Annotated in this window: 35 protein-coding genes and 1 other RNA gene; 34 read left to right on the top strand and 2 right to left on the bottom strand. The window is 65.1% G+C overall.

What is annotated here, in order from left to right:
• Positions 1-4: 4 nt before the first annotated feature.
• The 8 genes from E1H16_RS14140 (at position 5) to E1H16_RS14105 (ending at position 3733) form a co-directional block, all read left to right on the top strand.
• Entirely contained in the window at positions 5-463 is a 459-nt protein-coding gene (locus tag E1H16_RS14140) for a single-stranded DNA-binding protein (RefSeq protein ID WP_134324562.1), read from the top strand.
• A 3-nt stretch (positions 464-466) separates the two neighbouring features.
• On the top strand, positions 467-904 hold the full coding sequence (locus E1H16_RS14135; protein ID WP_134324561.1) for a hypothetical protein: 438 nt from the start codon (positions 467-469) through the stop codon (positions 902-904).
• A gap of 758 nt (positions 905-1662) precedes the next feature.
• Positions 1663-1890, top strand: a complete 228-nt coding sequence (locus tag E1H16_RS14130; protein ID WP_134324560.1) for a hypothetical protein — start codon at positions 1663-1665, stop codon at positions 1888-1890.
• Positions 1887-2282 carry a hypothetical protein gene (locus E1H16_RS14125; RefSeq protein ID WP_134324559.1) on the top strand — a complete coding sequence of 132 codons (396 nt, stop codon included), beginning with the start codon at positions 1887-1889 and terminating at the stop codon, positions 2280-2282. The genes E1H16_RS14130 and E1H16_RS14125 overlap by 4 nt, the downstream gene beginning before the upstream one ends.
• Positions 2279-2548, top strand: coding sequence for a hypothetical protein (locus E1H16_RS14120; protein WP_134324558.1), 270 nt, complete (start codon positions 2279-2281; stop codon positions 2546-2548). The genes E1H16_RS14125 and E1H16_RS14120 overlap by 4 nt, the downstream gene beginning before the upstream one ends.
• Positions 2545-2883, top strand: a complete 339-nt coding sequence (locus E1H16_RS14115; protein ID WP_134324557.1) for a hypothetical protein — start codon at positions 2545-2547, stop codon at positions 2881-2883. Before E1H16_RS14120 ends, E1H16_RS14115 begins: the two co-directional genes overlap by 4 nt.
• Positions 2880-3383 carry a hypothetical protein gene (locus tag E1H16_RS14110; protein WP_134324556.1) on the top strand — a complete coding sequence of 168 codons (504 nt, stop codon included), beginning with the start codon at positions 2880-2882 and terminating at the stop codon, positions 3381-3383. The genes E1H16_RS14115 and E1H16_RS14110 overlap by 4 nt, the downstream gene beginning before the upstream one ends.
• Positions 3380-3733 (top strand): hypothetical protein, encoded by a 354-nt coding sequence (locus E1H16_RS14105; protein ID WP_134324555.1) that lies wholly within the window; start codon positions 3380-3382, stop codon positions 3731-3733. The genes E1H16_RS14110 and E1H16_RS14105 overlap by 4 nt, the downstream gene beginning before the upstream one ends.
• Before the next feature lie 189 nt (positions 3734-3922).
• Here E1H16_RS14105 and E1H16_RS14100 read toward each other — a convergent pair whose 3' ends face one another.
• Positions 3923-4429, bottom strand: a complete 507-nt coding sequence (locus tag E1H16_RS14100) for a hypothetical protein (RefSeq protein ID WP_134324554.1) — start codon at positions 4427-4429, stop codon at positions 3923-3925.
• Between the two features lie 54 nt (positions 4430-4483).
• Between E1H16_RS14100 and E1H16_RS14095 the strand changes: the two genes are divergently transcribed.
• From E1H16_RS14095 to E1H16_RS14060, 9 genes are all read left to right on the top strand, one after another.
• Positions 4484-4828 (top strand): hypothetical protein, encoded by a 345-nt coding sequence (locus E1H16_RS14095; protein WP_134324553.1) that lies wholly within the window; start codon positions 4484-4486, stop codon positions 4826-4828.
• Positions 4825-5031: a hypothetical protein gene (locus tag E1H16_RS14090; RefSeq protein WP_134324552.1), complete on the top strand. Its 207-nt coding sequence runs from the start codon at positions 4825-4827 to the stop codon at positions 5029-5031. The genes E1H16_RS14095 and E1H16_RS14090 overlap by 4 nt, the downstream gene beginning before the upstream one ends.
• A complete protein-coding gene (locus E1H16_RS14085) occupies positions 5028-5684 on the top strand; it encodes a hypothetical protein (protein ID WP_134324551.1) in 657 nt (218 codons plus the stop codon). Before E1H16_RS14090 ends, E1H16_RS14085 begins: the two co-directional genes overlap by 4 nt.
• Before the next feature lie 102 nt (positions 5685-5786).
• Positions 5787-5915 carry a hypothetical protein gene (locus E1H16_RS18930; RefSeq protein ID WP_279586372.1) on the top strand — a complete coding sequence of 43 codons (129 nt, stop codon included), beginning with the start codon at positions 5787-5789 and terminating at the stop codon, positions 5913-5915.
• Between the two features lie 208 nt (positions 5916-6123).
• On the top strand, positions 6124-6519 hold the full coding sequence (locus E1H16_RS19065) for a WhiB family transcriptional regulator (protein WP_134324550.1): 396 nt from the start codon (positions 6124-6126) through the stop codon (positions 6517-6519).
• 75 nt (positions 6520-6594) lie between these two features.
• Positions 6595-6978 carry a hypothetical protein gene (locus tag E1H16_RS14075; RefSeq protein ID WP_134324549.1) on the top strand — a complete coding sequence of 128 codons (384 nt, stop codon included), beginning with the start codon at positions 6595-6597 and terminating at the stop codon, positions 6976-6978.
• Between the two features lie 87 nt (positions 6979-7065).
• Positions 7066-7146, top strand: a transfer-messenger RNA (tmRNA) gene (gene ssrA / locus E1H16_RS14070).
• Positions 7147-7226: 80 nt separating this feature from the next.
• Positions 7227-7733: a helix-turn-helix domain-containing protein gene (locus E1H16_RS14065; RefSeq protein WP_279586371.1), complete on the top strand. Its 507-nt coding sequence runs from the start codon at positions 7227-7229 to the stop codon at positions 7731-7733.
• The gene (locus E1H16_RS14060; protein WP_134324547.1) at positions 7730-9046 is read left to right on the top strand and encodes a PBSX family phage terminase large subunit; all 1317 of its coding nucleotides are present in this window, start codon (positions 7730-7732) and stop codon (positions 9044-9046) included. Before E1H16_RS14065 ends, E1H16_RS14060 begins: the two co-directional genes overlap by 4 nt.
• On the opposite strand, the gene E1H16_RS14055 is transcribed toward E1H16_RS14060, so the two are convergent.
• Positions 9043-9516, bottom strand: coding sequence for a hypothetical protein (locus E1H16_RS14055; RefSeq protein WP_134324546.1), 474 nt, complete (start codon positions 9514-9516; stop codon positions 9043-9045). The genes E1H16_RS14060 and E1H16_RS14055 overlap by 4 nt on opposite strands.
• Positions 9517-9612: 96 nt before the next feature.
• Here E1H16_RS14055 and E1H16_RS14050 point away from each other — a divergent pair, with 96 nt between their 5' ends.
• From E1H16_RS14050 to E1H16_RS13975, 17 genes are all read left to right on the top strand, one after another.
• On the top strand, positions 9613-11091 hold the full coding sequence (locus E1H16_RS14050) for a phage portal protein (protein WP_166741783.1): 1479 nt from the start codon (positions 9613-9615) through the stop codon (positions 11089-11091).
• A gap of 3 nt (positions 11092-11094) precedes the next feature.
• Positions 11095-12162 carry a phage minor capsid protein gene (locus tag E1H16_RS14045; protein WP_134324544.1) on the top strand — a complete coding sequence of 356 codons (1068 nt, stop codon included), beginning with the start codon at positions 11095-11097 and terminating at the stop codon, positions 12160-12162.
• Between the two features lie 62 nt (positions 12163-12224).
• Positions 12225-12890 carry a hypothetical protein gene (locus E1H16_RS14040; RefSeq protein WP_134324543.1) on the top strand — a complete coding sequence of 222 codons (666 nt, stop codon included), beginning with the start codon at positions 12225-12227 and terminating at the stop codon, positions 12888-12890.
• Positions 12891-13048: 158 nt separating this feature from the next.
• Positions 13049-13885 (top strand): N4-gp56 family major capsid protein, encoded by an 837-nt coding sequence (locus tag E1H16_RS14035; RefSeq protein WP_134324542.1) that lies wholly within the window; start codon positions 13049-13051, stop codon positions 13883-13885.
• 74 nt (positions 13886-13959) lie between these two features.
• Entirely contained in the window at positions 13960-14133 is a 174-nt protein-coding gene (locus E1H16_RS18460) for a hypothetical protein (RefSeq protein ID WP_166741782.1), read from the top strand.
• Positions 14133-14315: a hypothetical protein gene (locus E1H16_RS14030; protein WP_134324541.1), complete on the top strand. Its 183-nt coding sequence runs from the start codon at positions 14133-14135 to the stop codon at positions 14313-14315. The genes E1H16_RS18460 and E1H16_RS14030 overlap by 1 nt, the downstream gene beginning before the upstream one ends.
• Entirely contained in the window at positions 14308-14712 is a 405-nt protein-coding gene (locus E1H16_RS14025) for a hypothetical protein (protein WP_134324540.1), read from the top strand. Before E1H16_RS14030 ends, E1H16_RS14025 begins: the two co-directional genes overlap by 8 nt.
• A gap of 14 nt (positions 14713-14726) precedes the next feature.
• Positions 14727-15083 (top strand): hypothetical protein, encoded by a 357-nt coding sequence (locus E1H16_RS14020; protein WP_134324539.1) that lies wholly within the window; start codon positions 14727-14729, stop codon positions 15081-15083.
• Entirely contained in the window at positions 15083-15391 is a 309-nt protein-coding gene (locus E1H16_RS14015; protein WP_134324538.1) for a hypothetical protein, read from the top strand. Before E1H16_RS14020 ends, E1H16_RS14015 begins: the two co-directional genes overlap by 1 nt.
• Positions 15392-15754 (top strand): HK97 gp10 family phage protein, encoded by a 363-nt coding sequence (locus E1H16_RS14010; RefSeq protein WP_134324537.1) that lies wholly within the window; start codon positions 15392-15394, stop codon positions 15752-15754.
• A 24-nt stretch (positions 15755-15778) separates the two neighbouring features.
• The gene (locus tag E1H16_RS14005) at positions 15779-16216 is read left to right on the top strand and encodes a heavy-metal-associated domain-containing protein (RefSeq protein WP_134324536.1); all 438 of its coding nucleotides are present in this window, start codon (positions 15779-15781) and stop codon (positions 16214-16216) included.
• A 14-nt stretch (positions 16217-16230) separates the two neighbouring features.
• Positions 16231-16725 (top strand): phage tail tube protein, encoded by a 495-nt coding sequence (locus E1H16_RS14000; RefSeq protein WP_134324535.1) that lies wholly within the window; start codon positions 16231-16233, stop codon positions 16723-16725.
• An 88-nt stretch (positions 16726-16813) separates the two neighbouring features.
• Positions 16814-17251, top strand: a complete 438-nt coding sequence (locus tag E1H16_RS13995; protein WP_134324534.1) for a DUF7426 family protein — start codon at positions 16814-16816, stop codon at positions 17249-17251.
• Positions 17252-17337: 86 nt separating this feature from the next.
• Positions 17338-17565, top strand: a complete 228-nt coding sequence (locus E1H16_RS13990) for a hypothetical protein (protein WP_134324533.1) — start codon at positions 17338-17340, stop codon at positions 17563-17565.
• Positions 17566-17576: 11 nt separating this feature from the next.
• Positions 17577-21422: a phage tail tape measure protein gene (locus E1H16_RS13985; protein ID WP_134324532.1), complete on the top strand. Its 3846-nt coding sequence runs from the start codon at positions 17577-17579 to the stop codon at positions 21420-21422.
• The gene (locus E1H16_RS13980) at positions 21419-22357 is read left to right on the top strand and encodes a phage tail family protein (protein ID WP_134324531.1); all 939 of its coding nucleotides are present in this window, start codon (positions 21419-21421) and stop codon (positions 22355-22357) included. Before E1H16_RS13985 ends, E1H16_RS13980 begins: the two co-directional genes overlap by 4 nt.
• A complete protein-coding gene (locus E1H16_RS13975) occupies positions 22358-23614 on the top strand; it encodes a Gp37-like protein (RefSeq protein WP_134324530.1) in 1257 nt (418 codons plus the stop codon). It abuts the gene before it with no gap.
• Positions 23615-23640: the final 26 nt, after the last annotated feature.

Here is a 23640-nt window from a genome sequence, read left to right as displayed (position 1 = left end):
AGTCATGGCAGGCGAAACACTCATCACGATCATCGGAAACCTGACCGCTCTACCGGAGTTGAAGTTCACGCCGGCGGGTTTGGCGGTAGCTAACTTCACGGTCGCCTCGACTCCGCGTTCGTTCAACCGTCAGTCGAACGGGTGGGAGGACGGCGAGCCGTTGTTCATGCGCTGCTCGTGCTGGCGGGAGATGGCCGAGCACGCGGCGGAGTCTCTCGATAAGGGGTCCCGCGTCATCGTGACGGGCCGGTTGAAGCAGCGTTCGTATGAGACCCGTGAGGGTGAGAAGCGGACCGTGACCGAACTTGAGGTTGACGAGATCGGGCCGTCGTTGAAGTACGCGACGGCGAAGGTCCAGAAGGCCAGCCGTAGCAGCCATGCGGGTACGCAGGGCGGGTTCGGGGGCGGCGCGCAGCCGGACCCCTGGGGCACTCAAGACACCACCGACGAGCCACCGTTCTAACAAATGCGGGAGTACGGACAGATCCTGTCGGCGATCTGGCGAGATAGAGAGTTCCGCAAGATGCCGACAGATCCTCAATGGCTATATCTCGCCCTCGTCACCCAACCCGACATCTCATCGTGCGGCGTCCTGACGCTTGCCGAGCGCCGTTGGGCCGGGTACGCCGAAGACCAAACACCGGGCAAGATCGGCGGCGCGTTGATCGTGCTGGAGTCGGCCCGGTTCGTCGTGCTCGACCAGGCCACCGGCGAGTTGCTCGTGCGGTCGTTCATTAAGCACGACAAGGGGTACAGGAACAAGAAGCGGGTTCCTGCGATCGTCGCGGCAATCCGCGCTGTCGATTCGGAACACCTGCTCGACGTCATCGCGCAGGAAATGGCCATCCTCGACATGCCAGACGATGTCAGGGAATGCCTATTGGATGCCCTATCCCCAGGGTGAAAGTCGTTGCGAGGGATAGCCTATCCCCGTGATGTCCTGACGGCGTTAGGCGTTCCGAGGGATTCTCCTGATCCTGAACCTGACCCGTAACCCAAACCTTCTTGGACTACTTCTCGTATGAAGCGTTACGAAACGTAACGCGCGAGTCCCGGAACGAAGGAAATCAGCAAATGTTGGAAAGAAAGACGCCGTTGAAGCGCGTAGCGATGGTGCGTGGCTCATGCCAACGCGCCAGAGAACGCCGTTCACATGCCCCTTGGGGTTGATCGGGCGGGGAAGAATTCTCGACGCCTTAGAAGCGGTTTCACGGCAAAGGCTGAAACGGCGTGCAGGGCGCTCGTCGCCGCCCGATCGCGCGGCAAGTGTGAGGTCTGCGGACGTCGAGACGCTACCGACATGGCGCGCCGCAGGCGACGCAACATCACGCCTTGGTGCCCGTGCTCGATCGTGCATGCCTGTCACGACTGTCATGCGTGGCAGCACGCCCACCCCAACGCCGCCGAACAGGTCGGCACCCTCGTCCGTTCCTGGGGTGACCCCGCCGCCGTATCGGTGCAGCTGTGGTACGGCCGCGTGTACCTGACCTGCGATGGATCGACTTTGCCGGCAACGTCGGAGGTCTCGAAGTCGACCTGTCGCTATTCGGCTTGAAGTTCATGTCTCACGGTGTAGAGATTTGAGACGCAATGCGGCAAGATATGAGGAAGCCCCCGCGTGCGGGAACACCGGGGGCATGGCCACCAAGACAAAGGAGAAGCATGATGGCAACCACGCAAACTACCACCACGCGTGTCCCGCTACCAGCCGGGAACCAACGCGGATTCAACTACCTCGCCGACGCGCTCACCACGCTGAAAACGCGGCCGATCACCGAGCGTGACCGTGACGCCGCCACGCGGCAGGTCCACGCCTACGCGCAACGACACGATGCTGACGCCGCCGTCCTCCTGGACATGATCGGCCTCACCGAGAAGGCCGTAGCGTGACCGATACGGTGCGGTTCCAGATCCCCGGCTACATCCGGCCCCCGCTGTCCTTGAATGATCGCCGCGGGCATTGGGCGCCGCGGCACAGGACCACGCAGACGCTCCGCGCGATCGCCGCGACGTTGACGCGGCAGGAGACCCGCGCTCGACGTGTCCGCGTCATGCCGCCGGTCGTGATCGACCTCGTGTGGGTCGTGACCGACAATCGCCACCGCGATACAGACAATCCCGTCCTCACCAGGAAACCGCTAGTCGATGGGGTCTGCGACGTTCTCGGTTTTCCCGATCACTGGCGCAACGTGTCGGGTGGTGTGCGGATCGAGAAAGGCGCTACGGCGGGCATCTGGGTCGAGATCCGGCCCGCTGCTACTTCTGGGGAGGCGACGGCGTGAGCACCCTGACCGTGACCCGGACGATCAAGTACCCCGACATCGAATGGACCGAGACCAGCGTCATCGACTGGTCCGGTTACACGGCAGCCGAAGCCCGCCGCGAACGTCTCTCGCGGCTACGTGACGGCCGTGCCGACGTCGTACTGGACGGTGACGCTCTGATCGTCACTCGTGACCGTGAGGAGTGGGTCGAGGTGGAGCGCCTCGAATGGGCGGATGACGATCTGCAGCTCGATTTGCTCGCTATGGAAAGGAACCAGGTATGAGGACCAGGGAAGAACACGTGCGGGATTTGATCGACCATCAGCGGGAGTGCGGCATCGTCCTAGATCTGCCGGACGCCGAGATCGCTATCGATTACGCGATCGAGCACGGAATGCCGGTAGCGCCCGAACCTGTCGACCCGGTCGTTGGTGCGTTTCTGACCGAGCGCACGCGGCTGGTGGACGGTGTGGTCGTGGTCGACCGCGATGGCGAGGCGTCGCAGTACATAGCGAGCGCGGGCAGGTGGGTGACTACCGGATTTACCGAGGGCTTTCCGCTGGAGCGCATGGTTGTGAGGGGCGCCCGCATCGTCTACGTGCCGGGCGGTGAGTCATGACCGGCGACGACGAGTTGATCGAGCGCATAGCCGAAGCGATTCTGACGGCATCCCTGCCGTATAGCGGTCCCGGTGGGCAGACGGTGCCCGGCGTGATGCCGGTGCATGTGGATGTGGCTCGTGCTGCTCTCGCAGTGGCACGCCCAGCGATCCGCAACGAGACGCTGGACGAGGTGGCTTACGCAATCGGCGCGGACATTTGCGCATGGTGCCCGTCCCCGTCACACGGGAGTGCTTGGCACAACGACGGGTTATTGCATCCGTCCTGCGGGCAACTGGATCACGGTATGGGGTGGGTACCTGATCGAGGCCTGGCCGGGTTGACCGAAGTGCAGTGGTCGCAGGCTAGCCACGCGGCCGACCTCGCATACATCGAAGGCGACGGTCACACCCTCGCAACGCGGGATCTCACGAACGCGATTACGGATGCCGTTTTGACGTCGCTAGGCATATCGGTCGTCCGCTCGCTGCGCTCAGACAGCAAGGGAGACCAGCGATGAGTGATGCTCTGGACGCCGCGATACGGGATGAGATGACATTGCATGTGTGCCAGCGAATCACTGTCCATCACCTAGATGGTGCGGACGTGACGCGGTGCATGTATCACGACGACTGGGACGTTAAGCGCGACGAGTGCTACGCCGTGGGCTCTGCTGTGCGAGCCGGGTTCGAGGCTGGCCGCCGTGACGCACTCAGTGAAGCAGCCGAGGCCCTAGAGAGCAAGCGGGTGTTCGTGTACGAGCGGTTCCTTGCCTTGGACGGATACCACTCGACTCGGATACACGACGAGAAGAGCGTAGCCGCACAACTTCGCGCTCTGCTGTCCACTACCGAGGAGGCAAAACCATGAGCGGATACTGGGACGTGCTCTGGATCGGCCTAGCAGCGGGCATAGCGGGAAGCGCGCCCATCGTCGTAGCGGGCGAGTGGCTACGACGCCTAGAGAAACGCCGACCGCGTCGACCCGAACCACCCGACCCGCCAGGAACAGTCCATGGCAAGCCGCTTACGCCTGAGATATACGCGAAGGTCCGCGGACTCATGCATCCGGATGTTCGAGCAGCCCACGAAGCTTCGCTGCGATCAGAGGAGTCACCTGTATACCTGTGCCGACCGGCTCAATCCGCACCGTCGTTCGGTGACGCCACCGGCGAGAGGAGCGCCAAGTGACAGCGATAGCCCACGGCTTACCCGTCTCCATGAACATGTGGGTGGCGCCCACGAATACGAAAAGTTCGACGCACTCCCGGGGCGCCAACGAGAGTGTTTTCCAGCTGTCCACCATGGCGCCTTTGGGGACCGCCTGGACACCGCGGAGCCGCGCGAACCGCACGGGTCGCAGGTGGAGTCGCGCCGCTCTTCCGAGCCCTACGTTCACCAGGTGCAACCTGCCCGCCGTCGGGTGCGAGCCTTCGTCGTCATCGGTCATCACGACGACGAAATCGGGGCCGTCTTTTCGGTCATCGATACGGCGGTACACATGCCCAGCGGCCAGTGTGATGAGCGAGCCGAGGACACCACCGAGGATGCCGATCATGACAGACATGCCCGTCATAGTCGCACGGCGCAGTTGCGGCTACGAAATCGAGGAGGTCCAGCGATGACGCGTCTATCTAGCGAGAGGCTCGACGCGATCAGGCGCACGGCGCAAGCCAACCGGCCCTATGTCGTTATGGCCGACCAACGCCGCGACGTGGAACTGCTGCTCGCGCACATTGACGCCCTGGAAGCAGAACGCGCCGAGATGACTGAGGAATGGGGCCGAGCATTTTGGACTACCGAGTGCGGAGAAAGAAAACTATTCGTAGATGACGACAATGGCGCGTTTCGCGATTACGAGGATGTGGCTCAGTATGTGCCGCCGATTCATGCAGAGTCTCCGTATGACTTTGTCGTGTCGCGCCGCTGCACGCCGTGGCTACCAGTAGAGGAGGACCAGGGATGACGCGCGGCAAGGCAGAAATCAAGGCCCTTCGCGCCGTGGTCGCCGACCTCAAGCGACGCCTCAGTGAAAGCGACCACGACGCCGAACACCTACTCGCCCAGGTATGGAATCTCACCGCTGAGAACGATCGCCTACGCCACCACCTATCCGCGTACTCGGACGGTCGGCCGGTACTACGCCAACCAGAAGGACCAACGCCATGAGCGACTTGAGGGGATGGGCGATAGAACTCGGCATGACGCCATCCGGGGCACGCATCGCCTACTCGAGGCGACCCGAAGAAGGGGACCTCGTCGCGTGGAACTACGCCGCCTGGCGAGTCGCCCACGTCCGCACCAACGACCCCACCGAAGAGCAAGCCGCTCGGATCAACGCATATAGCGAGCCGTTCCGGGATCGACGCCTGCCGTACAGCGTGACCCTGACCCGGCTGCACGGACCGAAAAACAGGCACGAGAACAGCCGAGGCGACCTCGGCCTCACCATCGACCCGTCACACGGCGGCGGGTTCTGGTGGTTCTACAAGTCGGAGCGGATTCCCTTGTGCTCCTGCTGCGGCCACCCGTACCCGTGCAAAGCCGCCGTGGACGACAAGCGGGCCGAACGAGCCGGCGAAGCCCTCGACCGCAAAATGGCGTGGTCGCAGCCAGGAGTCTGCTATGCGTGCGGTGAGCCGATCACGCGCCGCATGAAAGCGGGACGCGTCGGCACCGAGCATGCCGAGATCCCTGGGTTCCCCGCGCCGTCGTGGCATGTCGGCCGCGGGCGATGCGCCGTCGCGATGCACCGCTACGCGGAGAAGTACGACATGGACATGCGGCAGGCGTCCCTGCTCGATCCGGAGGCCATGTCATGACTGATCCGCTACCTGTCACTCAGCCGTTCATCTGGAGGGACCAATGAGACACCTGATCGAAGCCATCGACCTACCGACGACCACATCGCCGTCATCTTCCACATGACCGACGGCCCCGACGGCAACCCCGAAGGCCGCCCGGTAAAGGTCAACCATGGCGACGGCTGGACGCCGTTCGGCACCTACCTAAACCAGATCAAAGAGGACCCCGTATGCGGCCCCGCGTTCTAGCCGCCCCGCGGCCGGGCTGCCCACACCCCGAAAAACGGGCCTTCCGCAACAAACGCGACGCCACCCGCGCCCTCGCCTACTCCCGCACCATCACCGGCCACCTCACCGCGCAAGGCCTACCCGCCGGCCACCCGCCCACCGCCGCATACCGCTGCCGGTGCACCGCGTGGCATTTAACGAGCCAACCCCAACACCGCAAGGACGCAGCATGACCTCGCCACCCATCGGCCGACCCAGCGCCTGGACCGAACAAGCAGCCTGCGCCCAATCCGATCTACCCGTCCAATCCTGGGACGCCGACCAACCTCCGCACATCAACGCCGAAGCGATCCTCGTCTGCAACACGTGCCCCGTCGCGCTCGAATGCCTCCTCGAACATGGCCGCGACCCCGACATGGGCATCATCGCCGGACTCCCCGCCCGCAAACGCGGCGAGCTGTTCGCGATCACGAACCGCGACCTGCGGCCCGTCCATGGCTCCCGATCCCGGTACATGGGCAGCAGCCGCTGGCCGGGGTGTCGTTGCGGGAAATGTCGGGACGCGCACGCAAAATACGAACAGGAAGCACGGGCACGCCGCAAAGCTGGTCGCGCAACCGCATAAACGCGGTACGAAATCCCGACCGGCCTATTCACAATGGACGCGCACAAAGCGGCCCTCCCGACGAAAGGACCAAACATGACCGAAATCCCAGGGATCACTGGCCCCGATGAGATAACCACCGATGACGTGAAGATCCTCGAAACCGACGAGGGCGACCATCTGATCGGTGTCTCTGTCCGATTCCACACCACTCGACCCATCACGCCGTCCGAAGAACGCTACCTTGAGGCCAATTCCCTCAACGTTGAGAACGATGAAGAAGGGCAAGCAACCGTCGTCGCCGGGATGACCGGCGCCGACCTCGACTATGAGCCCCTGATCGCTCGCTATTACAAGGCATTCGGCCAGGCGATCGACGAGAACAGCAAGAAGCGACAAGACATCGAGAAGCGACAAGACATAGTGGCCAAGTTCAACGTCGCTCTGCGCGGGCGACAAGAGCAACGCCGAGTTCAATAAGCGGATACCGAACGCGCCACGCTGACACCCGGCGCCAGAACCTTGACGCGTTGGGTTGCCTGTCCACTACACGGGCCGCCCAACGCAGGGCCTAGAAGGTATCGACAGCGAGGAAAGCCGCACGCGGAACCACGCTGGACTGGGGTTCGACTCCCCATAGGTCCACAAACACCACCCACACCACACTGACACCCCAAGCACTGCACAGGCAGTGCCGTGTCTTGCGCGCGCGATAGAGAGGGCTGCCCGTGGCCGGTGGTGGTCGTCCTCGGTTCACCGCTGAGGAGCGTCAAGCGATGGCCGACGCGCGCGCTGCCGGTTATTCGCTGCGTGAGGTTGCCGAGCGGTTCGCGTGTTCGAGGTCGACGGTGCGTGACGCGTGCAAGCGTTATGGCGTTACGAATGATGCGGCGTTGTCGAAGGTGTCTGCGGCGCATGAGTCCGCGCGTGAACGGAACGCGGCGCGGCGTGAGAACCTGCAGGAAGAATCGTTGCGTCGGGCGGGCGAGTTCCTGCAGCAGCTCGGCCGTCCGCATCTCGTGTTCAACATCGGCGGTAAAGACAACACCTACACCGAGCACACGCTCGACCGCCCGCCGACTGGCGACATTCGGAATCTCGTTACGTCGGCGGCGACGTTGGTGAAGACGGCGAATGATCTCGCTCGGCTTGAAGCGGAACGGGCGACGAGCGGTGAAGCGTCCGCGTTGATTCAGCGGCTGGTCGCTGGCCTCGACGACGACGGTGACGAATGAAACCCGCGAAGCTGAGCCGGAAGCAGCGAGTATCGATCCGGGACACGCTCCGATCACCCGACCCACTGCACCTATGGGAAGGCGCCGTCCGTAGCGGGAAAACAACAGCGAGCGTCCTCGCGTGGTGCGCCTACGTCGACGCACTAGCGCCACCCGGCCCGCTGATCATGATCGGGAAAACGAAAGACACGATCCGCCGGAACGTTCTCGACGAGATCGACGCGTACTTCGGTGACGCGTCACCGCTAGCCCACACGGCCGGCGCCAACGAAGGACGGTTGTTCGGGCGGCGCGTGCACATGGTCGGCGCGAACGACGCCAAAGCCGAGTCCCGAATCCGCGGCCTGACCCTGGCCGGGGCATACGTGGACGAGGCCACGCTGCTACCGAACGAGTCTTACTGGTCGATGCTGGAGACGCGGCACATCACGACGTTCAGCCAGGGCGCGAAGATCTTCGCGACCACAAACCCAGACAGCCCCGCGCACTGGCTGAAACGGAAGAAAATCGACAAGGCCCGAGAGATCGGGATGCGGACCTGGCATTTCACCCTCGACGACAACCCGGCCCTTGACGAGCAGGAGAAAGCGCGCCTCAAACGCTCCCTCGCGGGGTTGTTCTATAAGCGGTTCATCGACGGCCTTTGGGTCGCTGCCGAGGGCGCGATCTTCGAGGCCCTGTCAGAGGAAGCGAACACCACCAGTGAGGTGACGGGCGCGCCCGCTTTGATCGCGCTCGACTACGGCACCTTGAACCCGACCCATGCCGTCCTCCTTCACGTTGACAAGTCGCGGCGTCGGATCACTGCCGCGAGTGAGTGGCGGCATGACGGCAGGAATGACGGCCAACTCACGGACGGCGAGACCAGCGCGAAGTTGGGCGAGTGGGTGAAGGGCCTCGGCCACGCGACCAGCAGCCTCCCGATCGTTGTCGACCCCTCGGCTGCGTCGTTCCGACAGCAACTCCGACGCGACGGCTGGACAGTCCGCTCGGCAGACAACACCGTCCTCGACGGCATCCGGTCCGTCGCCGCGCTGTTCAAGAACCAGCACCTCGTTGTGCATCGCGCGGATGCGTCCGCGTTGTGGGACGAACTGTTGGGGTACGTGTGGGATGAGAAGGCCGCGGACGATGGCGAGGATCGGCCGGTGAAGTTGAACGATCACGGCGTGGACGCGCTCAGGTATGGGGTGATGGCGCTCCGGTCGCAGTGGCGATCGTGGCTCGCGCCTGCCCCGGTGCCCGAGGGTGACGGCGAGTTCGTGTCGGACTCCCGCCGCCGCATCCGTGGACTAACTCGCTCGGTCAGTTAGCCCAGACTGCCAAACGTCCACCCGTCGATGGACTCTAGCCGGCATCGCCAATTGCTGAACTGAAGTGGCCCGCCCCCTGACATTACGGTCACATCGCGCATATGCAGATACCGAACGGGGATTGCCGGCGCAATCCCATCGCGACCCGCTTTAATCTCGGCGTCTAGTTCGCTCTGGGCGTTCACGATCTCGTCAACGATGAACGCGAAGTTATCGCCACCGTTCGCCTGACGAAGTCCATCAGAGACGCGTCGGGCGAATACAGCTTGGCTAACGACGATTCCACTTACAAGGGCTCCACCCGTCACCACTGTCATTGAAAATGACGCCTCATCAGGGATGGCTTCGCTATCGAAGATGATGCTCAGCAACGAGTTCAGCAGATTATCGCGCGGTCTTAACTCGGCCCTCGTGTACCCGTCCGGGTCGGTCTGTGGTGTCCACGTGGCGTTGTCGTCATCGTCGGGCATGAAAGCTCTCCAGGTTGTGGGCACATCACTGCGATGTTTCCTTTGCCTGGAACCATAGCGTCGCGCGCTGACATTCATAACCGAACGATTCCGGTTATGGTCCTGCCGCTTGACGCCCCCGCTAACACTCCCTGGCCGCCCCTCGCATACCAACCACAAATCCGGGACCTCACCGGGCTAGTCGCGGCGTGGACCAGCGACGAACGGGACGTCCTCACGCAGACCCCCTCGACCCCGGCGAAGGCCCGCGGGAAGTGGTGGCAACGCCGCGCAACCGACCAAGTGGACACGCACCGAGCCCGGTCGTTCATCCCGGCCGCTATCGCCGGTGACGTCGCCGCCGTCGCCAGCGACCTGCTGTTCGGGTCGCCCGCGATCCTGACCGCACCCGGCAGCGGCCAACAGCAGACGCGCCTCGAAGAACTCAGCGACCGGGTCGCCGCCGCGCTGCAGGCCGGTGCTGACATCGCGTCAGGGACCGGCGGGGCGTGGCTCGTACCTCGCTGGAACACGACCCTGTCGGACCGGTCCACGTTGCAGGCGATCGGGCAGGACCAGGCGGTCCCCGAGTACACGCTCGGCGTGTTGACGGCGGTGTCGTTCGTGGTCACGCTGCCCGCGAAAACCGAAGCAGACACCTCGACATGGAGGCACATCGAACGTCACGAGGACGGCCGCGTGTGGCACGCGCTCCGCGAAGCCACCAACCCCAACGAATTGGGCGCTGTACGCCCGCTCGCTGACCACCCCTCCACGGCCGCGCTAGGCGACATCGTCCAGCAGGACGGCGGAATCGACCTCACCGGTTTCGGCGTGAAAGGCATGCTGCCGTCCTACGTCAGTAACGGATTCTGGCGCCGGTACCGCGGCGGCGAATACGGCGCACCCGACCACGCCAGCAGCCTCCCCGACATCGACTCCCTGTCACAGACCCTGTCCGCGTGGGACCGGGAGATCCGCGTCGGTCAGGCCCGCATCCTCGTCGCTGAGGGCGCACTCGGCCCTGACGGCGCACTCGACCTCGACGACGAAGTGTTCACCGAACTGAAAGGCCTCGACCAGGGCACCGCCAGCAGCCGCCTACCGGTCGAGCAAGTGCACTTCGACCTCCGCGTCCAAGACTTCGCCGCGACCGCGCTCGCGCAAACCGAACGAATCATCACCTCATGCGGGTACGCGCCGCAAACATTCGGCCTGCATGTCGAGGGCGCGATCAGCGGCACCAGTCACAAACTCCGCGAACGCCGCACGTACCGCACTCTCGGCCGAAAACAGCGGGCGTGGGAACCCGCCGTCCTCCGCGCCGCGCAGTGGATGCTCGCCATCGACAAACAGTTGGGGCTGCCCGACGCAGGCATGGTCGACGGCCTGAACCTGGAATGGTCCGATGACAACCTAGGCGACGCTGCTGAGACCGCGTCGACGATCCAGGCGCTACGGGACGCCCGCGCAATCAGCATCGAAACCAGCGTCCGCATGGCCCAACCCGACCTATCCCCGGACCAGGTCGACGACGAGGTCCGGCGGATCATGGACGAGAACAAGACGACCAGCCCGCTCGACCTCATCGGATAACCCATGGCTGACCGGGGATTGACGCGGCGCATCGCCGCAGCCATCCGCCGCGCGGGCCGGGACTTCGCGCACCGCATCGACGTACTTATCGTTGAACTGATGAGTGTCGTGTGGTGGGCGCAAGACGCTGTCGTCCGCGTCGTGGTCGAGGCGCTGCTGCCGAGGCGCGGCGAGACCACACTGACGTGGCAATGGGCCGCGCAGCAACGCCTCAACGACGCCGCGCCCGCGATCGCCGCAGCAGCCGTCATCGGGGACGACGCCATGGCTGGTCTCGCTGACGTAGTGCGGCGGGCCGGTATCGACTCCGGCATGCCCGACCCCGGCGACCTGCCGAACGTGCGTACCGCACGAGAACAGTGGCGGTACGGCATCCAAGGCCTCACCGACAACGCGCGCCGCGCACTCCGCGACGCGCACGCCGCAATGGCCGCGGGGGAGGCGACACTCGAGCAGGCAACCCGCAGCGCCGCTAAACGCATGATCGACGACGGCGTCCACGTCCTCCACGACAAACGCGGCCGACGCTGGCAGCCCGCGACCTACACGGAAACCGTGCTACGGACCGAAGCACAAGCAGCGCACACGCGGTCCTCCCTCGCAGCTGCGGCCGACGCTGGCACGCCTTACGTGGTCGTGTCTGACGCGCACCGAGAATGCCCGGCGTGCCGACCGTGGGAGGGACGCGTACTCCGCGTCGACGGGGCTACGGACGACGTCGCCGGCGCGACCCTGGACGAGGCGCGCGCCGCCGGCCTCATGCATCCGAACTGCCGCCACGCCGTGTACGGCTGGTGGGCGGAGTACGACGACCTACCGGCGCCAGGTCAACCGGACCCAGACGGGTACCGCGCGTCGCAGCAGCAACGCGCACTCGAACGCCGCGTGCGCCGTGAACGACTCCTCGCGGACGTCGAAGCATCGACCGGCGGCATATCGCCAGCGCGGGCGCAGCGGTTGAAGGACGCCCGCGCAGCGCTCGCAGATCACGTGAATATCTGGAAAGCGAACGACACCCTGAAACGGAACCGGTGGCGGGAAGTACCGCGCCCCGGCGACGCCCCGTACTGACACGCGGCGTGTCACGGTCCGCACCGGACAGCAACCCGGACCCGACCAGGGAGACAATCGCCGTGACCGACCAGGCACCCGCAGCAGAAGCCCCGCAGCAGCAGGCCACTGAACAGCAGGCACCCACCGAACCACCGCAGGCAGCCGCCGCGCCGTCCGCGATCGACGCCCACTCCGCAGGCAGTACCGAGCGGTTCAGCGAAGCGCAGCAGGCGAAGGTGAACCAGATCGTTCAGGACCGTCTCGCTGAGCAGCAGCGTAAGCATGACGCCGAAATCGCCGAAGCCGCGGAACGCGCAGGCAAGTCCGAGTTGGACGCCGCGAAACTGGACGTCGAGAAGTACCAGCAACTCGCCGAGCAGGCCCGCACCGAAGCCCGCGCGGAGATCCTGAACGCGCGCGTTTACGCGGCGATCGCCGGATCAGACACGCGGAAAGACCGCCGCGATGCTGTCGCCCGCCTCGTCGACCGCGAAGGCCTCGACGCACTCACCGGCCCCGAGCAGGCCGAGCAGGTAACGGCTCGCATCGCTGCCGTCCTCGACGAGTACCCGGAATGGAAACAGACCAGCGTTCCAGGTACCGCCGGGGGACCGACGCCCGCACCGCAGACCGGACTCACCCTCGCGCAATGGCGCGGCATGGGCATCGACGCCCGCACCAAGGTCTACCGCGAACACCCCGGCGAGTTCCAGCGCCTCACGGCCGAGGAACAAGCCGCAGGCTGACACGCACCACCACAACATGTGAACCGAACCCGGACCGCGCGGGCAAGCAGCGGGCAGGCACCACCGAGGAATCACCCCACGGCCACTCACCGAGGGCGCACCGGACCAGGTCATCCGGGAACCACAACCGATTCCTGGATGGAAAGTGAGTACTGCTCATGGCTGCACCCACTGGCGCAACTACCGCCACTGACCTGATCGTCCCCGAGGTTTACGCTCCGGTGATCGAGGCCGCGATCCGCGCCAAGGTCAAGTTCATGCCCTACGTGACCGTCGACGACACGCTCGTCGGCCAGCCCGGCGAGACCATCAACTACGGGCAGTGGAACCGCATCGGCGACGCTGAGACCGTCGCAGAGTACGGCGACATCCCCATCGAGAAGTTGGACACCGGGACCTCGTCCGTCACGATCGCGAAGGTCGGCAAGGGCGCCATCCTGTCGGATGAGTCGATCCTGCGCGCGATGGGCAACCCGCAGCAACAGGCCGCGTCCCAGATCGCGGACGCGTGCCGGTTCAAGATGGACAGCGACGTCGCTACCACTGCACGCACCGCCGCCGGTAAGTCGATCACGGACCCGTGGTCGATCGACGCCGCGCTGGGCGCATTGGACCTGTACGACGAGCCCGAGGACGACATGTTCGCGGCGTGGTTCATCAGCAACGCCGCGTTCCAGAACATCCGCCGCGACGACCGGTTCACGGACGCGTCGAAGTCCGGTCAGGGTTCCACGCTGCTCCGCGGCACGGTCGGTTTCATCTGGAACATTCCCGTGGTGGTGACGTCGAAGGCGAAGGCTGGCGCGCTGCTGCTGGAGAAGGACGCGATGACGCTCGCGATGAAGCGGAACATCATGCTTGAGACCGAGCGCGATACCCGCAACAAGTCGACTCTGTTGACTGCGGACGTGCATTACGCGACGTTCGCGCAGCGTCCGGATGGCATCGTGAAGTTCGGCGCCGACGCGGAGCCGGAGCCAGAGCCCGAGGGCTGATTCTCCTGCCCGTGGGCGGCACTGTCGGGGTGCTGCCCACGGGCAGGTCCATAACTATCTGGAGGGAACTCGTTATGGGACTAGGCACGCGACGTATGCGTGAAGAAGCGGCAGCGTCGGCGGTTGTTGACGCTGTCCCGGTCGAGAACGACTCGAACAAGGATGACGCTGTCGATGCCGACATCGTGGACGACGTGATCCCGCCGAAGAAGGCTACTGCTCGCCGCGGCCCGAAGAAGGCACAGTAATGGCGCGATGGATCACGCTGTCAGGCGCCAACGTTGACAGCGACGCCGACATGACCCGCCACGGATGGCGACGCGTCGACGAACCGAAACCACGCCGCGCCCCGCGCAAGCCGCGCAAACCCCGCGAGCCACGCGCCAAGCCCGCAGCCAGCGAGACCAGCGAGGAACCCGCCGGTGAATGACAACGAGGCCGTGATCGACGCCGGCGTCACCACCGACGTCACGGTGCCCGCGACCACCACCGGCGGCACGATCGCCGTCGTCGCGGGCACCACCGACGCACTCGACTGCACCAGCAACCCGGACGGCACAACCACCGTCCACGTGCCTGCGGACGTCACTGCCGACTGGCTACCACAACGCTCCAGCGTCGCGATCATGAGCAGCGGTGTCCGCGTGGGGGAGTGGCCTGTCCGTGTCATCGACGCCACGCGCCGCGCCCAGGACGAAGAACGCGCGGCCGAACGCGCCGCGCAACTAGCGAACTTGGCGGACGCAATCCCCACCGTGGAAGCAATCCCTGGACCCGTCGGTCAATCCCTAGCCGACATTCTCCGCGTCCTCACAGACACGCCATAGCAGAAGGTGACGACATGCCGCTACCAGAATGGGTACGCCCGACCACGATCAGCGGCCTCATCGCGCCGGATAAACGCCCCGACGACATCGAATGGTCGCTCGGACGGGCATTACGCGCGTTCGCTGCTATAGCGACGATCCCCACCGACCCGACCGAGCGACAGATCATGTTCCTCGAAGACGCGCTAGTCGCTTGGATCGAGTGGCAAGCGGACACCGGAGGCAGCTCCTCCGATTCGATCTCTATCGGGCACGTCAGCATTAGCAGCGGCAACGCGAGCGAGAGCGGCGCAGTCCCGTTGTCGTCGAGCGTGTGGGCGTTTCTGCGCAGCGCTGGCGTACTGAACGTCGCGCGAGCGAGGGCCTACTAATGGGTATCCCGATGTTCCTACGCCCGCACAAGGTCGAGCACCGCGCGCTGACAGGTATGGGCGGCGGCGGCCCGGTGTACGGACCCGCCGACACTGTCCGCGTCCGGTACGAACGTAAAACCGGTTCCGTCGTGGGGAAGGACGGCCGAACCCGCACCTACAGCGGCCTGTTGTTCTGGCCAGCGTCGCCAGCCCCCGGCCTCGACGACACGGTCACGTACCGCGGCGAGACGCACACCGTGGTCGCGGTCGACGAACTCGTCATGATCGACGGCACCGTGTACCACCACGAAGTGAAAGTTACTTAGATGGCGACGTACACGCGCATCAGCGGGCGGAAGTACGGCGACTACCGCGGCAAAGCGCAGGGCGGCCTGAACGCGGGTGTGAAGGTCGCCGGGCAGATGCTGCGGCGTGACGCTGGCGCGACCTGCCCCCTCGACACCGGCACCCTCCGGAACAGTGCCGCCGTGACGTTCGCGGGCACCAACTCGCGCCACGTCCAAGCCACTGTCTCGTACAACACCCCGTATGCCCTGATAGTCCACGAAAAACCAGGGCTCACGTACCAGGGCGCCGGACGGTACAAGTGGCTCGCGCTGACCGCGGAAGAGAACGAAGCGAAATACCGGGACATCATCGCCGCCGAGGTCCGCAAAGCCGTCAGGTGACACGCAGCAGCGCACCCTGCGGGCGTGAGTTTCCTCCGAGCGTGGACGCAGCACGCCACACAGACCGGCCTCGTCACTGACGCCGGCCAACCCGGCATCCAATCATTTTGGGGCCGCCAACCCCACGCGCCGGTCGACTGTGTCACGTGGTGGCTCGAGCCGACCGGCCAACCCGCGTCCCTCGACACCGTCGTCACCGCTGACATTCGCGGCGTCGTCCGCCACGCAGGGACCGAAAGCGACCTGACCGAACCCGGCCGCGCACTAGCCGAGAACCTGCTACGCGCGCTCGGCGACGACACCCGAAGCGCCGACACCACCATCACCGACCCCGACACCGGGACCACCTACCTGTTGACACAGGCACTCCCACTATCAGACATGCCGACACCGCTAGGCCCCGACGAAAGCGGCAACGCACACGAGTGGTCCCTCGTCCTCCGAGTGACTTACAGCGCCTAGAGATTGGGAATCCAATGACCGCACCGCTTCCTCAGCAGACCGGCAAGGAACTGGCCCGCGAATACAAACTAGAGATCAACACCGGGGACGCCGAAACGCCAGTGTGGGCGGCCGTCCCGGGCCTACAGTCCAACACGCTCACCGTCGACGGCACCGAAGTCGACGCGACCGACATGGACAGTGAAGGCTGGGACTCGAAGTTCATTGTTGGCCGCGCTTGGGCGATCGCCTGCGACGGCACGAAGACGTTCACCAAGGCCGCGGACGGGTCCCGCACCTACAACGCTGCTCAGGCGCTCCTGGAGGAGAAGGCCAACGCGATCGGTGACGAGGCGCAGATCCTCGTGCGCCGCACAAACCGGGTCACCGGAGCCGGATTCATGGGCTGGGCGAACGTTCACCTCCGCACGCGCGGCGCTGATAAGGCCAGCCTGAACCCGTTCAACCTGGAGTTGTCGGGTGACGGCGAGATGGTCCTGATCCCCGCCACCGAGCCCGAGACCCCGTGACGAACCGGTCCGCGTAGGGCGCCGCCCTTCTGGGTTCCAGCGACGCCCTACACGGACCGGGCCATTCCTACCCGACAAGGAAACAACCATGCTCTACACCGAAGTCCGCGACTTCATGGCCGAGCACGAGTCCGAACCGGTCGCGTTCACGCTCAACGGCCACACCTACGGATTCCCGTCGAGCGCTGACGACCTCCCGGCGCTGCTGGGAATGCGGATCGTGGAACACCGGCTACGCCTCGAAGACCTCCGCAAACGCATCCAGGCCGGTGACGCGTCCGCCGTCAACGACCCCCTGCTGCAAGCCGACATCGAAGAACGCGTCTCCCGCGGCCTCATACCGAAACAGGTCCGCGACCAGATGGCCGAGAACGGCTGCACGCTGCGGCAAATCCGGCACCTGCAACAAACCCTCCTCATCCACTACATGTACGGCAGTGAGGTAGCCGCCATGCATTGGGAAGGGAAGCTGGAACAGGCCACTGAGAGCCTGGGGGAAACATTGGCCCAGACGGAGAACTCCTAGATCCTGACGGGCCTGACTGGATCGACCCTTCGGTCGACCTCGATCGGCTAGCCGCGCCGCGGTTCAACCCGTACACGGAACTGCTGGTGGCGTGGCCACTGGTCGAGTCCGATTTCCAGCAGCATTACGGCCTGGACCTCGTTGACGAGATCCAGAAACGGTCGTGGCGGTGGTTCCGCGTCCGGTACCTGTACCTGCCGCCCACGAGCGCCACGAAACAGCATCAACGCAAGCGGGTTGACACCGAGAACCCCACTATCCAAGCAAACGACAAGCCTGATCCCGACACGGGCCTGGAGTTATTCGACGACTGAGCGGCCGCGCTGTGGCGACTGTCGGGACCCTCGCCTACATTCTGACCGCTGATAACGGCGAACTGCTCACGAAACTGCAGCAGTCAGACCAGGCCATCGCGCAGACCACCGGACGCGCGGAAACACAGGGTTCGAAACTCCGATCCGGCCTGGCAAAGGCGTTCAGCGCTGCCGCGATCGTCGGGTTCGTCAAAGACACGTTCACTGCTGGGGCTCAGTACCAGCAGTCGATGAACCAGTTTCAGGCGGCGTCGGGGGCGACCGCTAAGGAAATGGACCAGGCCGCGAAGTCGGCCCTGGCGCTCGGCAACTCCACGCTCCTACCTGCCGCGTCTGCGAAAGACGCGGGAACGGCGATGGAGATTCTCGCGAAAGGTGGCCTGTCCGCTAGCGACAGCATGGCCGCCGCCGAGGGCACGCTCTTACTCGCTGCCGCCGCCGGAACAGATGCGGCGTCCGCCGCCGAATTAACGGCCGACAGCCTGAACGCTTTCGGCTTGTCCGGCGATCAGGCGTCCAAGGTCGCGAACACGCTCGCCGGCGCCGCGAACGCCGCCACGGGCGAGATCAGCGACTTCGGGCAGGGCCTCGCGCAGGTCGGTTCGGTCGCGCACTCATTCGGTATCAGCGTCGATGACACGGTCACCTCGCTGGCGGCGATGGCCCAGGCCGGCATCAAAGGCAGTGACGCCGGCACCTCGCTCAAATCGATGCTCCTCGCTCTCGCGTCTCCAACGAAGCAGCAGGCCGCCGCGCTCGAACAGTTAGGCGTGTCGGCGTATGACGCGTCGGGCGAGTTCGTCGGCATGGAGAAACTGTCAGGGCAACTCGCGTCGGCTCAGGGCCGCCTGACGCGGGAACAGTTCAACGCTGCAGCTAGCACGGCGTTCGGTACGGACGCGATGCGTGCCGCGGTCGCGATGGCGGGGCAGGGCGCGGACGGGTTCGACGAACTCGCGGACAAAGTCACGAAAGCGGGGAACGCTCAGGCCCTCGCGGAAGCGAAGAGCAAAGGCCTGTCGGGTGCGCTCGCGTCGCTGCAGTCCGCGTTCGAGACCGCGCAGCTGGAGATCTTCACCCAGACCGGTGGGCAGGCTGAGGACGTTATTCGTCGACTGACGGACATTGTGCCGGACCTCGTGGACGGGCTTGTCGAGATCGCGTCGGCTGCCGCTTCCGTGGGCCTTGTCGGCCTCAACGGGTTCGTGAGTCTGTTGCAGGCCGCGTCGCCGTTGATCAGCGTCGTCGGCACCCTAGCCGATCTATTCAGCGACTTACCCGAGCCGCTGCAGGCAGCCGCCGCAGCTGCGCTACTGCTGTCCCGTCGCGGCGACGCAATCGCGAAGATGGGCACGGGTGCGGCAACCGGGATCAAGACCATAGCGACGAACGCGCGCGATGTTGGCCCGGCGTTCATGCAGGCCTACGGGTACGCGCGTGCTGGCGGTGAGGGCATCACGAAGTCGGTGATGAGTGCCGCGACGGGCACGACGCGTGCTGCGGGCATCATGAAGGGCGCGATGCGTGGCCTCACGGGAGCGTTCGGCGGCCCGCTCGGTCTCGCGGTGACTGCGGGGATCACGCTCCTGTCGCTATTCCAGGAGTCGAACCAGGACGCGGCGGCGGCGCAACAGGCGAACGCGGACGCGGCGCGGGAACTCGCTGATGCGTTGGACCAGAGCAACGGCGTTCTTGACGCGAACGTGGCTAAGGTCGCGCAGACGCAGTTGCTGAAGAAGCGTGAAGACGCCACCTACTCGCTGATCGAGGCGAACAACAAACTTGGCCTGAACGAGTCGGACCTGATCGTTGCCTACGCGCAGGGCGGGAAACAACTCGACGACTACGCAAGCAAGATGCTGTCCGCGAACAAAGCGAAGAACTCGATGCTTGTCGCGGACAAGGGCGGAAACTTCCACTCGGTCCTCACCGATGAGGGCGAGGCGATCGAGGCCAACATCAAACAACTCGCGGGCATGGGCAGCGAGATGGAAGCCACCAAGGGGCACAGTGACGCGCTCTCCGATGCGCAAGGTGAACTGTCCGGGGCAACGTCCGACGCCGCTGGTGAGGCTCAACTAGCCGCGGATGCATTCAACGCGCAAGCGGAAGCGATCGCTGCGGCGCAGAAGGCCGCCGACGACGCTGCTGCCGCTGCACTGGACTTGTCGGCCGCGCAGCGGTCGTACCAGTCGGCGTTGGACGATGCTAACGCGTCTCTGGCCGAGCACGGAGCGACACTCGACATCGATACCGAGGCGGGACGCGCGAACCAGGCCGCGCTGGACGACATCGCGAAGAGCGCGAACGACACTGCAGCGGCGATGGCGGCTAACGGGTCATCGATCACGGAAGTCACGGCGTCGCAGAAAGACGCCCGCGCGGCACTGATCGACACAGCCATCTCGTTCGGGATGACCGCGGACGAAGCGAAGGCCTACGCGGACCAGGTCATCAGCATCCCCGACTACTCGACCACGCTCGTCACAATGCCGGGCGTACTCGACGCGACAGCGCAAGCCGACCTGCTCGCCTCCAGCATCATCGACGCTCCCGACGAAAAAACGATCGTCACTACGGCACTTACCGCGGACACGGTCCAGCAATTCAAAGACCTAGGGTTCGAGGTCGAACAGATCCCCGGCACGAAAATGCTGAAGATCTCCGACAACGGCCCCGAAGCCGAGGCCCGGATCGGGTCCGTCGTCGACATGATCAACAGCGGAATGCCCGAAGAAATCGTCACCGAACTAACCCTGACCGGGGTGCAGTCGGTCGAGGGCGCGATCGATGCCATCGACGGCAAAGCGACTCTGCTGAGTGACGGCACCTACGGGGTGACGGTCGAGGCACCGCTGCTCCCGGAAGTCGAGGAGCAACTTAACGCGCTCGGCCTGCAACTGGAGACGTTGGAGGACGGGACCCAGGTGCTGGTCGCGGTCGAAGGCGACGAAGTGGCCCAGGCCGACCTGGACGCGGTGATCGAGAAGGCCGGGATCGTTGACCTGACGGACCCGAACGTGAAGATTTCGACGAACAGCGCCGCCACCGTGATCTCGCTGGAGGGCGTGGGCGTGAAAACGACGACGCTGCCGAACGGCGTCATCACGATCAGCGACAACAGCCCGGAGACCATCAACAAACTGTCGAAACTGAACCTGAAGACGGTGACGCTGGATGACGGCACGGTCGTTGTGACCGATAACAGCGGCACGGTCATCAGCAACCTAGATGACATCGACCTGAACACGACCACGCTGAGCGATGGATCGGTCAAGATCACCGACAACGCAGGCAACGTGATAGCGAACCTGGAAACGCTGAACCAGAAACAGGTCAACGACAAGAGCTACACCGTCACCGAGTACCGCGTGGTGAAAGGCCTGGGGGCCGGCCTGCTGGGCGGGGGTGGCGCTGCCGCCGGCGGCGTGTACCAGGGTGGTTATCGGTTCATGGCTGGCGGCGGTGTGCCGAGCGTGGTCGATGGGCACCGTGTCAGTGGGCGACGCCCGTCGCTGTCGCTTGCTGCCGGGGCGCGGATGCTGCAGCCCGGCACGAACCAGATCGTGAGCGGTGACCGCATGGACGTGGAGGAGGCGTTCATCCCGCTGGACATGTCGGCGCGGTCGATGGACGTCCTCGATTACGCGGCGCGCGCGAGCGGGAAGGTGCTTGCTGATCCGGGGCAGCAGGGCGGGAGCGTGACGGTGGTGGCGCCGCAGACGACCCGTGGGGGAGACACGAAGACCTATAACTTCGCGATCACCCAAGCGGGCGGGGACCCGCGCGAGACCGCTAAAGCGATCCGCCGCGAACTCGAGCTCATGGACTACCTCGACTCAAGGGGCGACCGATGACCACCACGATCCAGTGGCAACACCAGATCGGGACCACGTGGGATTCGATCACGCTGCACGGCGACAGTGCCCGGTCCATCCGCGTCCTGAAAAACGGGACGACTGGCCTCGACGCGCCACCGCACACCCTCGACGCGATCACGGGCCTCGGCGTGCACGGTGAACGGCTCCGCGGCTGGCGGTACGAACCGCGGGACGTGACCCTCGCGGTCATGATCCGGGCACGCAGCCGCGGCGAATACCTCGACAAGTGGGCGCGGCTGTTGCAGCATTTGACGCCGCAACGCGGCACCGGGCTACTGCGGATCACGTCCGAAGGGTTCGACCGGTTCCTCACGTGTTCGTTCGTGGGCGGTATGGAAGGCGACTTGTCGAGGGACCGCGAAGGCGATACGTGGTGGCTAGGCGAGTTGCGGTTCCGCGCGCATGACCCGTTCTGGTCCGACAGCGCCCTGACGAGCGTCACGTTCAGCGAGAACACCAAGCGGAAATTCTTCCCGATCTTCCCTATCAAACTGAACCCCAACGCGACGTTCGGATCGTTCGTTCCAGGCACTACCGGGGACGCGCCGTCGTGGCCGTCATGGACCGCATACGGCCCGTTCGACGAACTGGAGTTCTACAGCAGCACCGGCGACTCGTTCCGGTACGGGCGTGCGATGCCGACCGGCGCGCGGTTCAACGTGGACTTTGATCCGCTCGCGACCACGATCGGTGTCGGCGGGTACGGCGACAACCCCGCGCTCGGCGTCGACGTGTGGGACGGCGTTATCTGGCCGTCGCAGCTGTGGCCGATCACCGCGGACGGTCAGGAGATCGGCGCGTCCATGTCGGGCACCGGGCCAACGAGCCGGATCGTGCTGGAGTACCGGACGCGGTGGTTGTCGTGGCGGTCCACCGGCCCGCAAGCGGTATCGGGTACGGGGGACGAGTAAATGGCTGAGGACGTCACTCACGGGAACGTGACGGTCACGCGCGGGATCGACTGGGCCGGGGCGATCCCGGCGCCGCGTCTGGCGCAGCCGCTGGGCGTGTGGTGGATGCGCCGCAACGGTTCGGACGCGGACGCGGATGCTGTCGTGAACCGGCATGTGCATACGCCGGCGTCAGCGAGCGGCACGATGACGTGGTGCGACGTGGGCGCGTGGCACACGCGTTTCCCGCTGTACGACTCGCAGGACATCCCCACTGAGGACGCGATCTTTATGTTCACGGCCGGCGGGACGGTGTTCACGAGCGGCCCGATGGAGGACTACGAGATCAGCCCGGACGCAACCGGGAAACTCATGTGTGAGGTGTGGGGCGTCACGGAGGAAGTGATCTTGCAGGACCGCGTCATCTACCCGGACCCGCAGCGGTGGCCGGAGATCCAGACCACGCAGTCACACGACCGCCGCAGCGGTACCGCGTCGACCGTGATGATGGGGTACGCGCTGGACCACACCCGCATGGGTGATCCGGTGCTCGGGACGTGGAGCCGCGCCTACGGCAACCTGCAGATGGGGCCGGACCCGGTCGCCGGGTCAACGATCAGTATGCGTGAGCGTTGGTCTGGGCTGCTGGACACGCTGCAACGCGCCGCGTTGAAGGGTGGCGTCGGTTTCCGCATCACGCGTGAGATGAGCGGCCACCCTACATTCGAGGTATACCAGCCAAAGGACCGCTCGATGTGGGCCGTGTTCAGTGTTGGGCGGGGAACGGTCAGTGACTTGACGTGGCGGAAGTCGGCGCCGACAGCGACGCAGGTGATCGCGGCCGGCACGGGTGAATTGACGGCGCGGATCATCGCGCAGGACGCGAAAGCGGACGAGTTCCGCTACCACCGCCACATCGAGTTGTTCCGTGACCAGCGGTCGGAGTCGGATAAGACGCAGATGCACGCCGACAACAAGGCCGAACTGGCGAAGAACGGGGCGCGGGAAACGATCCGCGTCGAGGCCACGCCCGCATTGACCTACGGAGAGCATTACGCGCTCGGGGACAAGGTCAGGGTCGTGGTCGACGGGCAGCGATGGGACGGCCGCCCGATCGTCCTGCGGGAAATCGTGGACCGCGTGCAACAGGTCCAGTGGGAGGCGACGCCTAGCGGTGTCGTGTTCTCACCGGTAGTGGGTGAGGACGGGTCGGTGTCGCTGGTGAATGGGCAGCGTGAGACGTCGCGGCGGCTGCAGCAGATCGAGGGCGCCGCCTAACTGACACGCCCGCGGTCACTGTAGCC

It is taken from the genome of Cumulibacter soli (genome assembly GCF_004382795.1).
Classification (GTDB): domain Bacteria; phylum Actinomycetota; class Actinomycetes; order Mycobacteriales; family Antricoccaceae; genus Cumulibacter; species Cumulibacter soli.
The sequence above is the reverse complement of the archived record's forward strand: the minus strand, read 5'-3'. Positions and strand labels throughout refer to the sequence as shown.

Bases quoted from the DNA above. Each gene is read 5' to 3' on its own strand.
- E1H16_RS14050 (WP_166741783.1), top strand. From the start codon at position 9,613: ATGGTCCTGCCGCTTGACGCCCCCGCTAACACTCCCTGGCCGCCCCTC.
- E1H16_RS14020 (WP_134324539.1), top strand. From the start codon at position 14,727: ATGCCGCTACCAGAATGGGTACGCCCGACCACGATCAGCGGCCTCATC.
- E1H16_RS13980 (WP_134324531.1), top strand. From the start codon at position 21,419: ATGACCACCACGATCCAGTGGCAACACCAGATCGGGACCACGTGGGAT.
- E1H16_RS14085 (WP_134324551.1), top strand. From the start codon at position 5,028: ATGAGCGACTTGAGGGGATGGGCGATAGAACTCGGCATGACGCCATCC.
- E1H16_RS14000 (WP_134324535.1), top strand. From the start codon at position 16,231: ATGACCGCACCGCTTCCTCAGCAGACCGGCAAGGAACTGGCCCGCGAA.
- E1H16_RS18930 (WP_279586372.1), top strand. From the start codon at position 5,787: ATGACCGACGGCCCCGACGGCAACCCCGAAGGCCGCCCGGTAAAGGTC.
- E1H16_RS14015 (WP_134324538.1), top strand. From the start codon at position 15,083: ATGGGTATCCCGATGTTCCTACGCCCGCACAAGGTCGAGCACCGCGCG.
- E1H16_RS13995 (WP_134324534.1), top strand. From the start codon at position 16,814: ATGCTCTACACCGAAGTCCGCGACTTCATGGCCGAGCACGAGTCCGAA.
- E1H16_RS14075 (WP_134324549.1), top strand. From the start codon at position 6,595: ATGACCGAAATCCCAGGGATCACTGGCCCCGATGAGATAACCACCGAT.
- E1H16_RS14045 (WP_134324544.1), top strand. From the start codon at position 11,095: ATGGCTGACCGGGGATTGACGCGGCGCATCGCCGCAGCCATCCGCCGC.
- E1H16_RS14055 (WP_134324546.1), bottom strand. From the start codon at position 9,516: ATGCCCGACGATGACGACAACGCCACGTGGACACCACAGACCGACCCG.
- E1H16_RS14010 (WP_134324537.1), top strand. From the start codon at position 15,392: ATGGCGACGTACACGCGCATCAGCGGGCGGAAGTACGGCGACTACCGC.
- E1H16_RS14100 (WP_134324554.1), bottom strand. From the start codon at position 4,429: ATGTCTGTCATGATCGGCATCCTCGGTGGTGTCCTCGGCTCGCTCATC.
- E1H16_RS14095 (WP_134324553.1), top strand. From the start codon at position 4,484: ATGACGCGTCTATCTAGCGAGAGGCTCGACGCGATCAGGCGCACGGCG.
- E1H16_RS14105 (WP_134324555.1), top strand. From the start codon at position 3,380: ATGAGTGATGCTCTGGACGCCGCGATACGGGATGAGATGACATTGCAT.
- E1H16_RS14140 (WP_134324562.1), top strand. From the start codon at position 5: ATGGCAGGCGAAACACTCATCACGATCATCGGAAACCTGACCGCTCTA.
- E1H16_RS14115 (WP_134324557.1), top strand. From the start codon at position 2,545: ATGAGGACCAGGGAAGAACACGTGCGGGATTTGATCGACCATCAGCGG.
- E1H16_RS14135 (WP_134324561.1), top strand. From the start codon at position 467: ATGCGGGAGTACGGACAGATCCTGTCGGCGATCTGGCGAGATAGAGAG.
- E1H16_RS14130 (WP_134324560.1), top strand. From the start codon at position 1,663: ATGATGGCAACCACGCAAACTACCACCACGCGTGTCCCGCTACCAGCC.
- E1H16_RS18460 (WP_166741782.1), top strand. From the start codon at position 13,960: ATGGGACTAGGCACGCGACGTATGCGTGAAGAAGCGGCAGCGTCGGCG.
- E1H16_RS14060 (WP_134324547.1), top strand. From the start codon at position 7,730: ATGAAACCCGCGAAGCTGAGCCGGAAGCAGCGAGTATCGATCCGGGAC.
- E1H16_RS14030 (WP_134324541.1), top strand. From the start codon at position 14,133: ATGGCGCGATGGATCACGCTGTCAGGCGCCAACGTTGACAGCGACGCC.
- E1H16_RS14090 (WP_134324552.1), top strand. From the start codon at position 4,825: ATGACGCGCGGCAAGGCAGAAATCAAGGCCCTTCGCGCCGTGGTCGCC.
- E1H16_RS19065 (WP_134324550.1), top strand. From the start codon at position 6,124: ATGACCTCGCCACCCATCGGCCGACCCAGCGCCTGGACCGAACAAGCA.
- E1H16_RS13975 (WP_134324530.1), top strand. From the start codon at position 22,358: ATGGCTGAGGACGTCACTCACGGGAACGTGACGGTCACGCGCGGGATC.
- E1H16_RS14110 (WP_134324556.1), top strand. From the start codon at position 2,880: ATGACCGGCGACGACGAGTTGATCGAGCGCATAGCCGAAGCGATTCTG.
- E1H16_RS14035 (WP_134324542.1), top strand. From the start codon at position 13,049: ATGGCTGCACCCACTGGCGCAACTACCGCCACTGACCTGATCGTCCCC.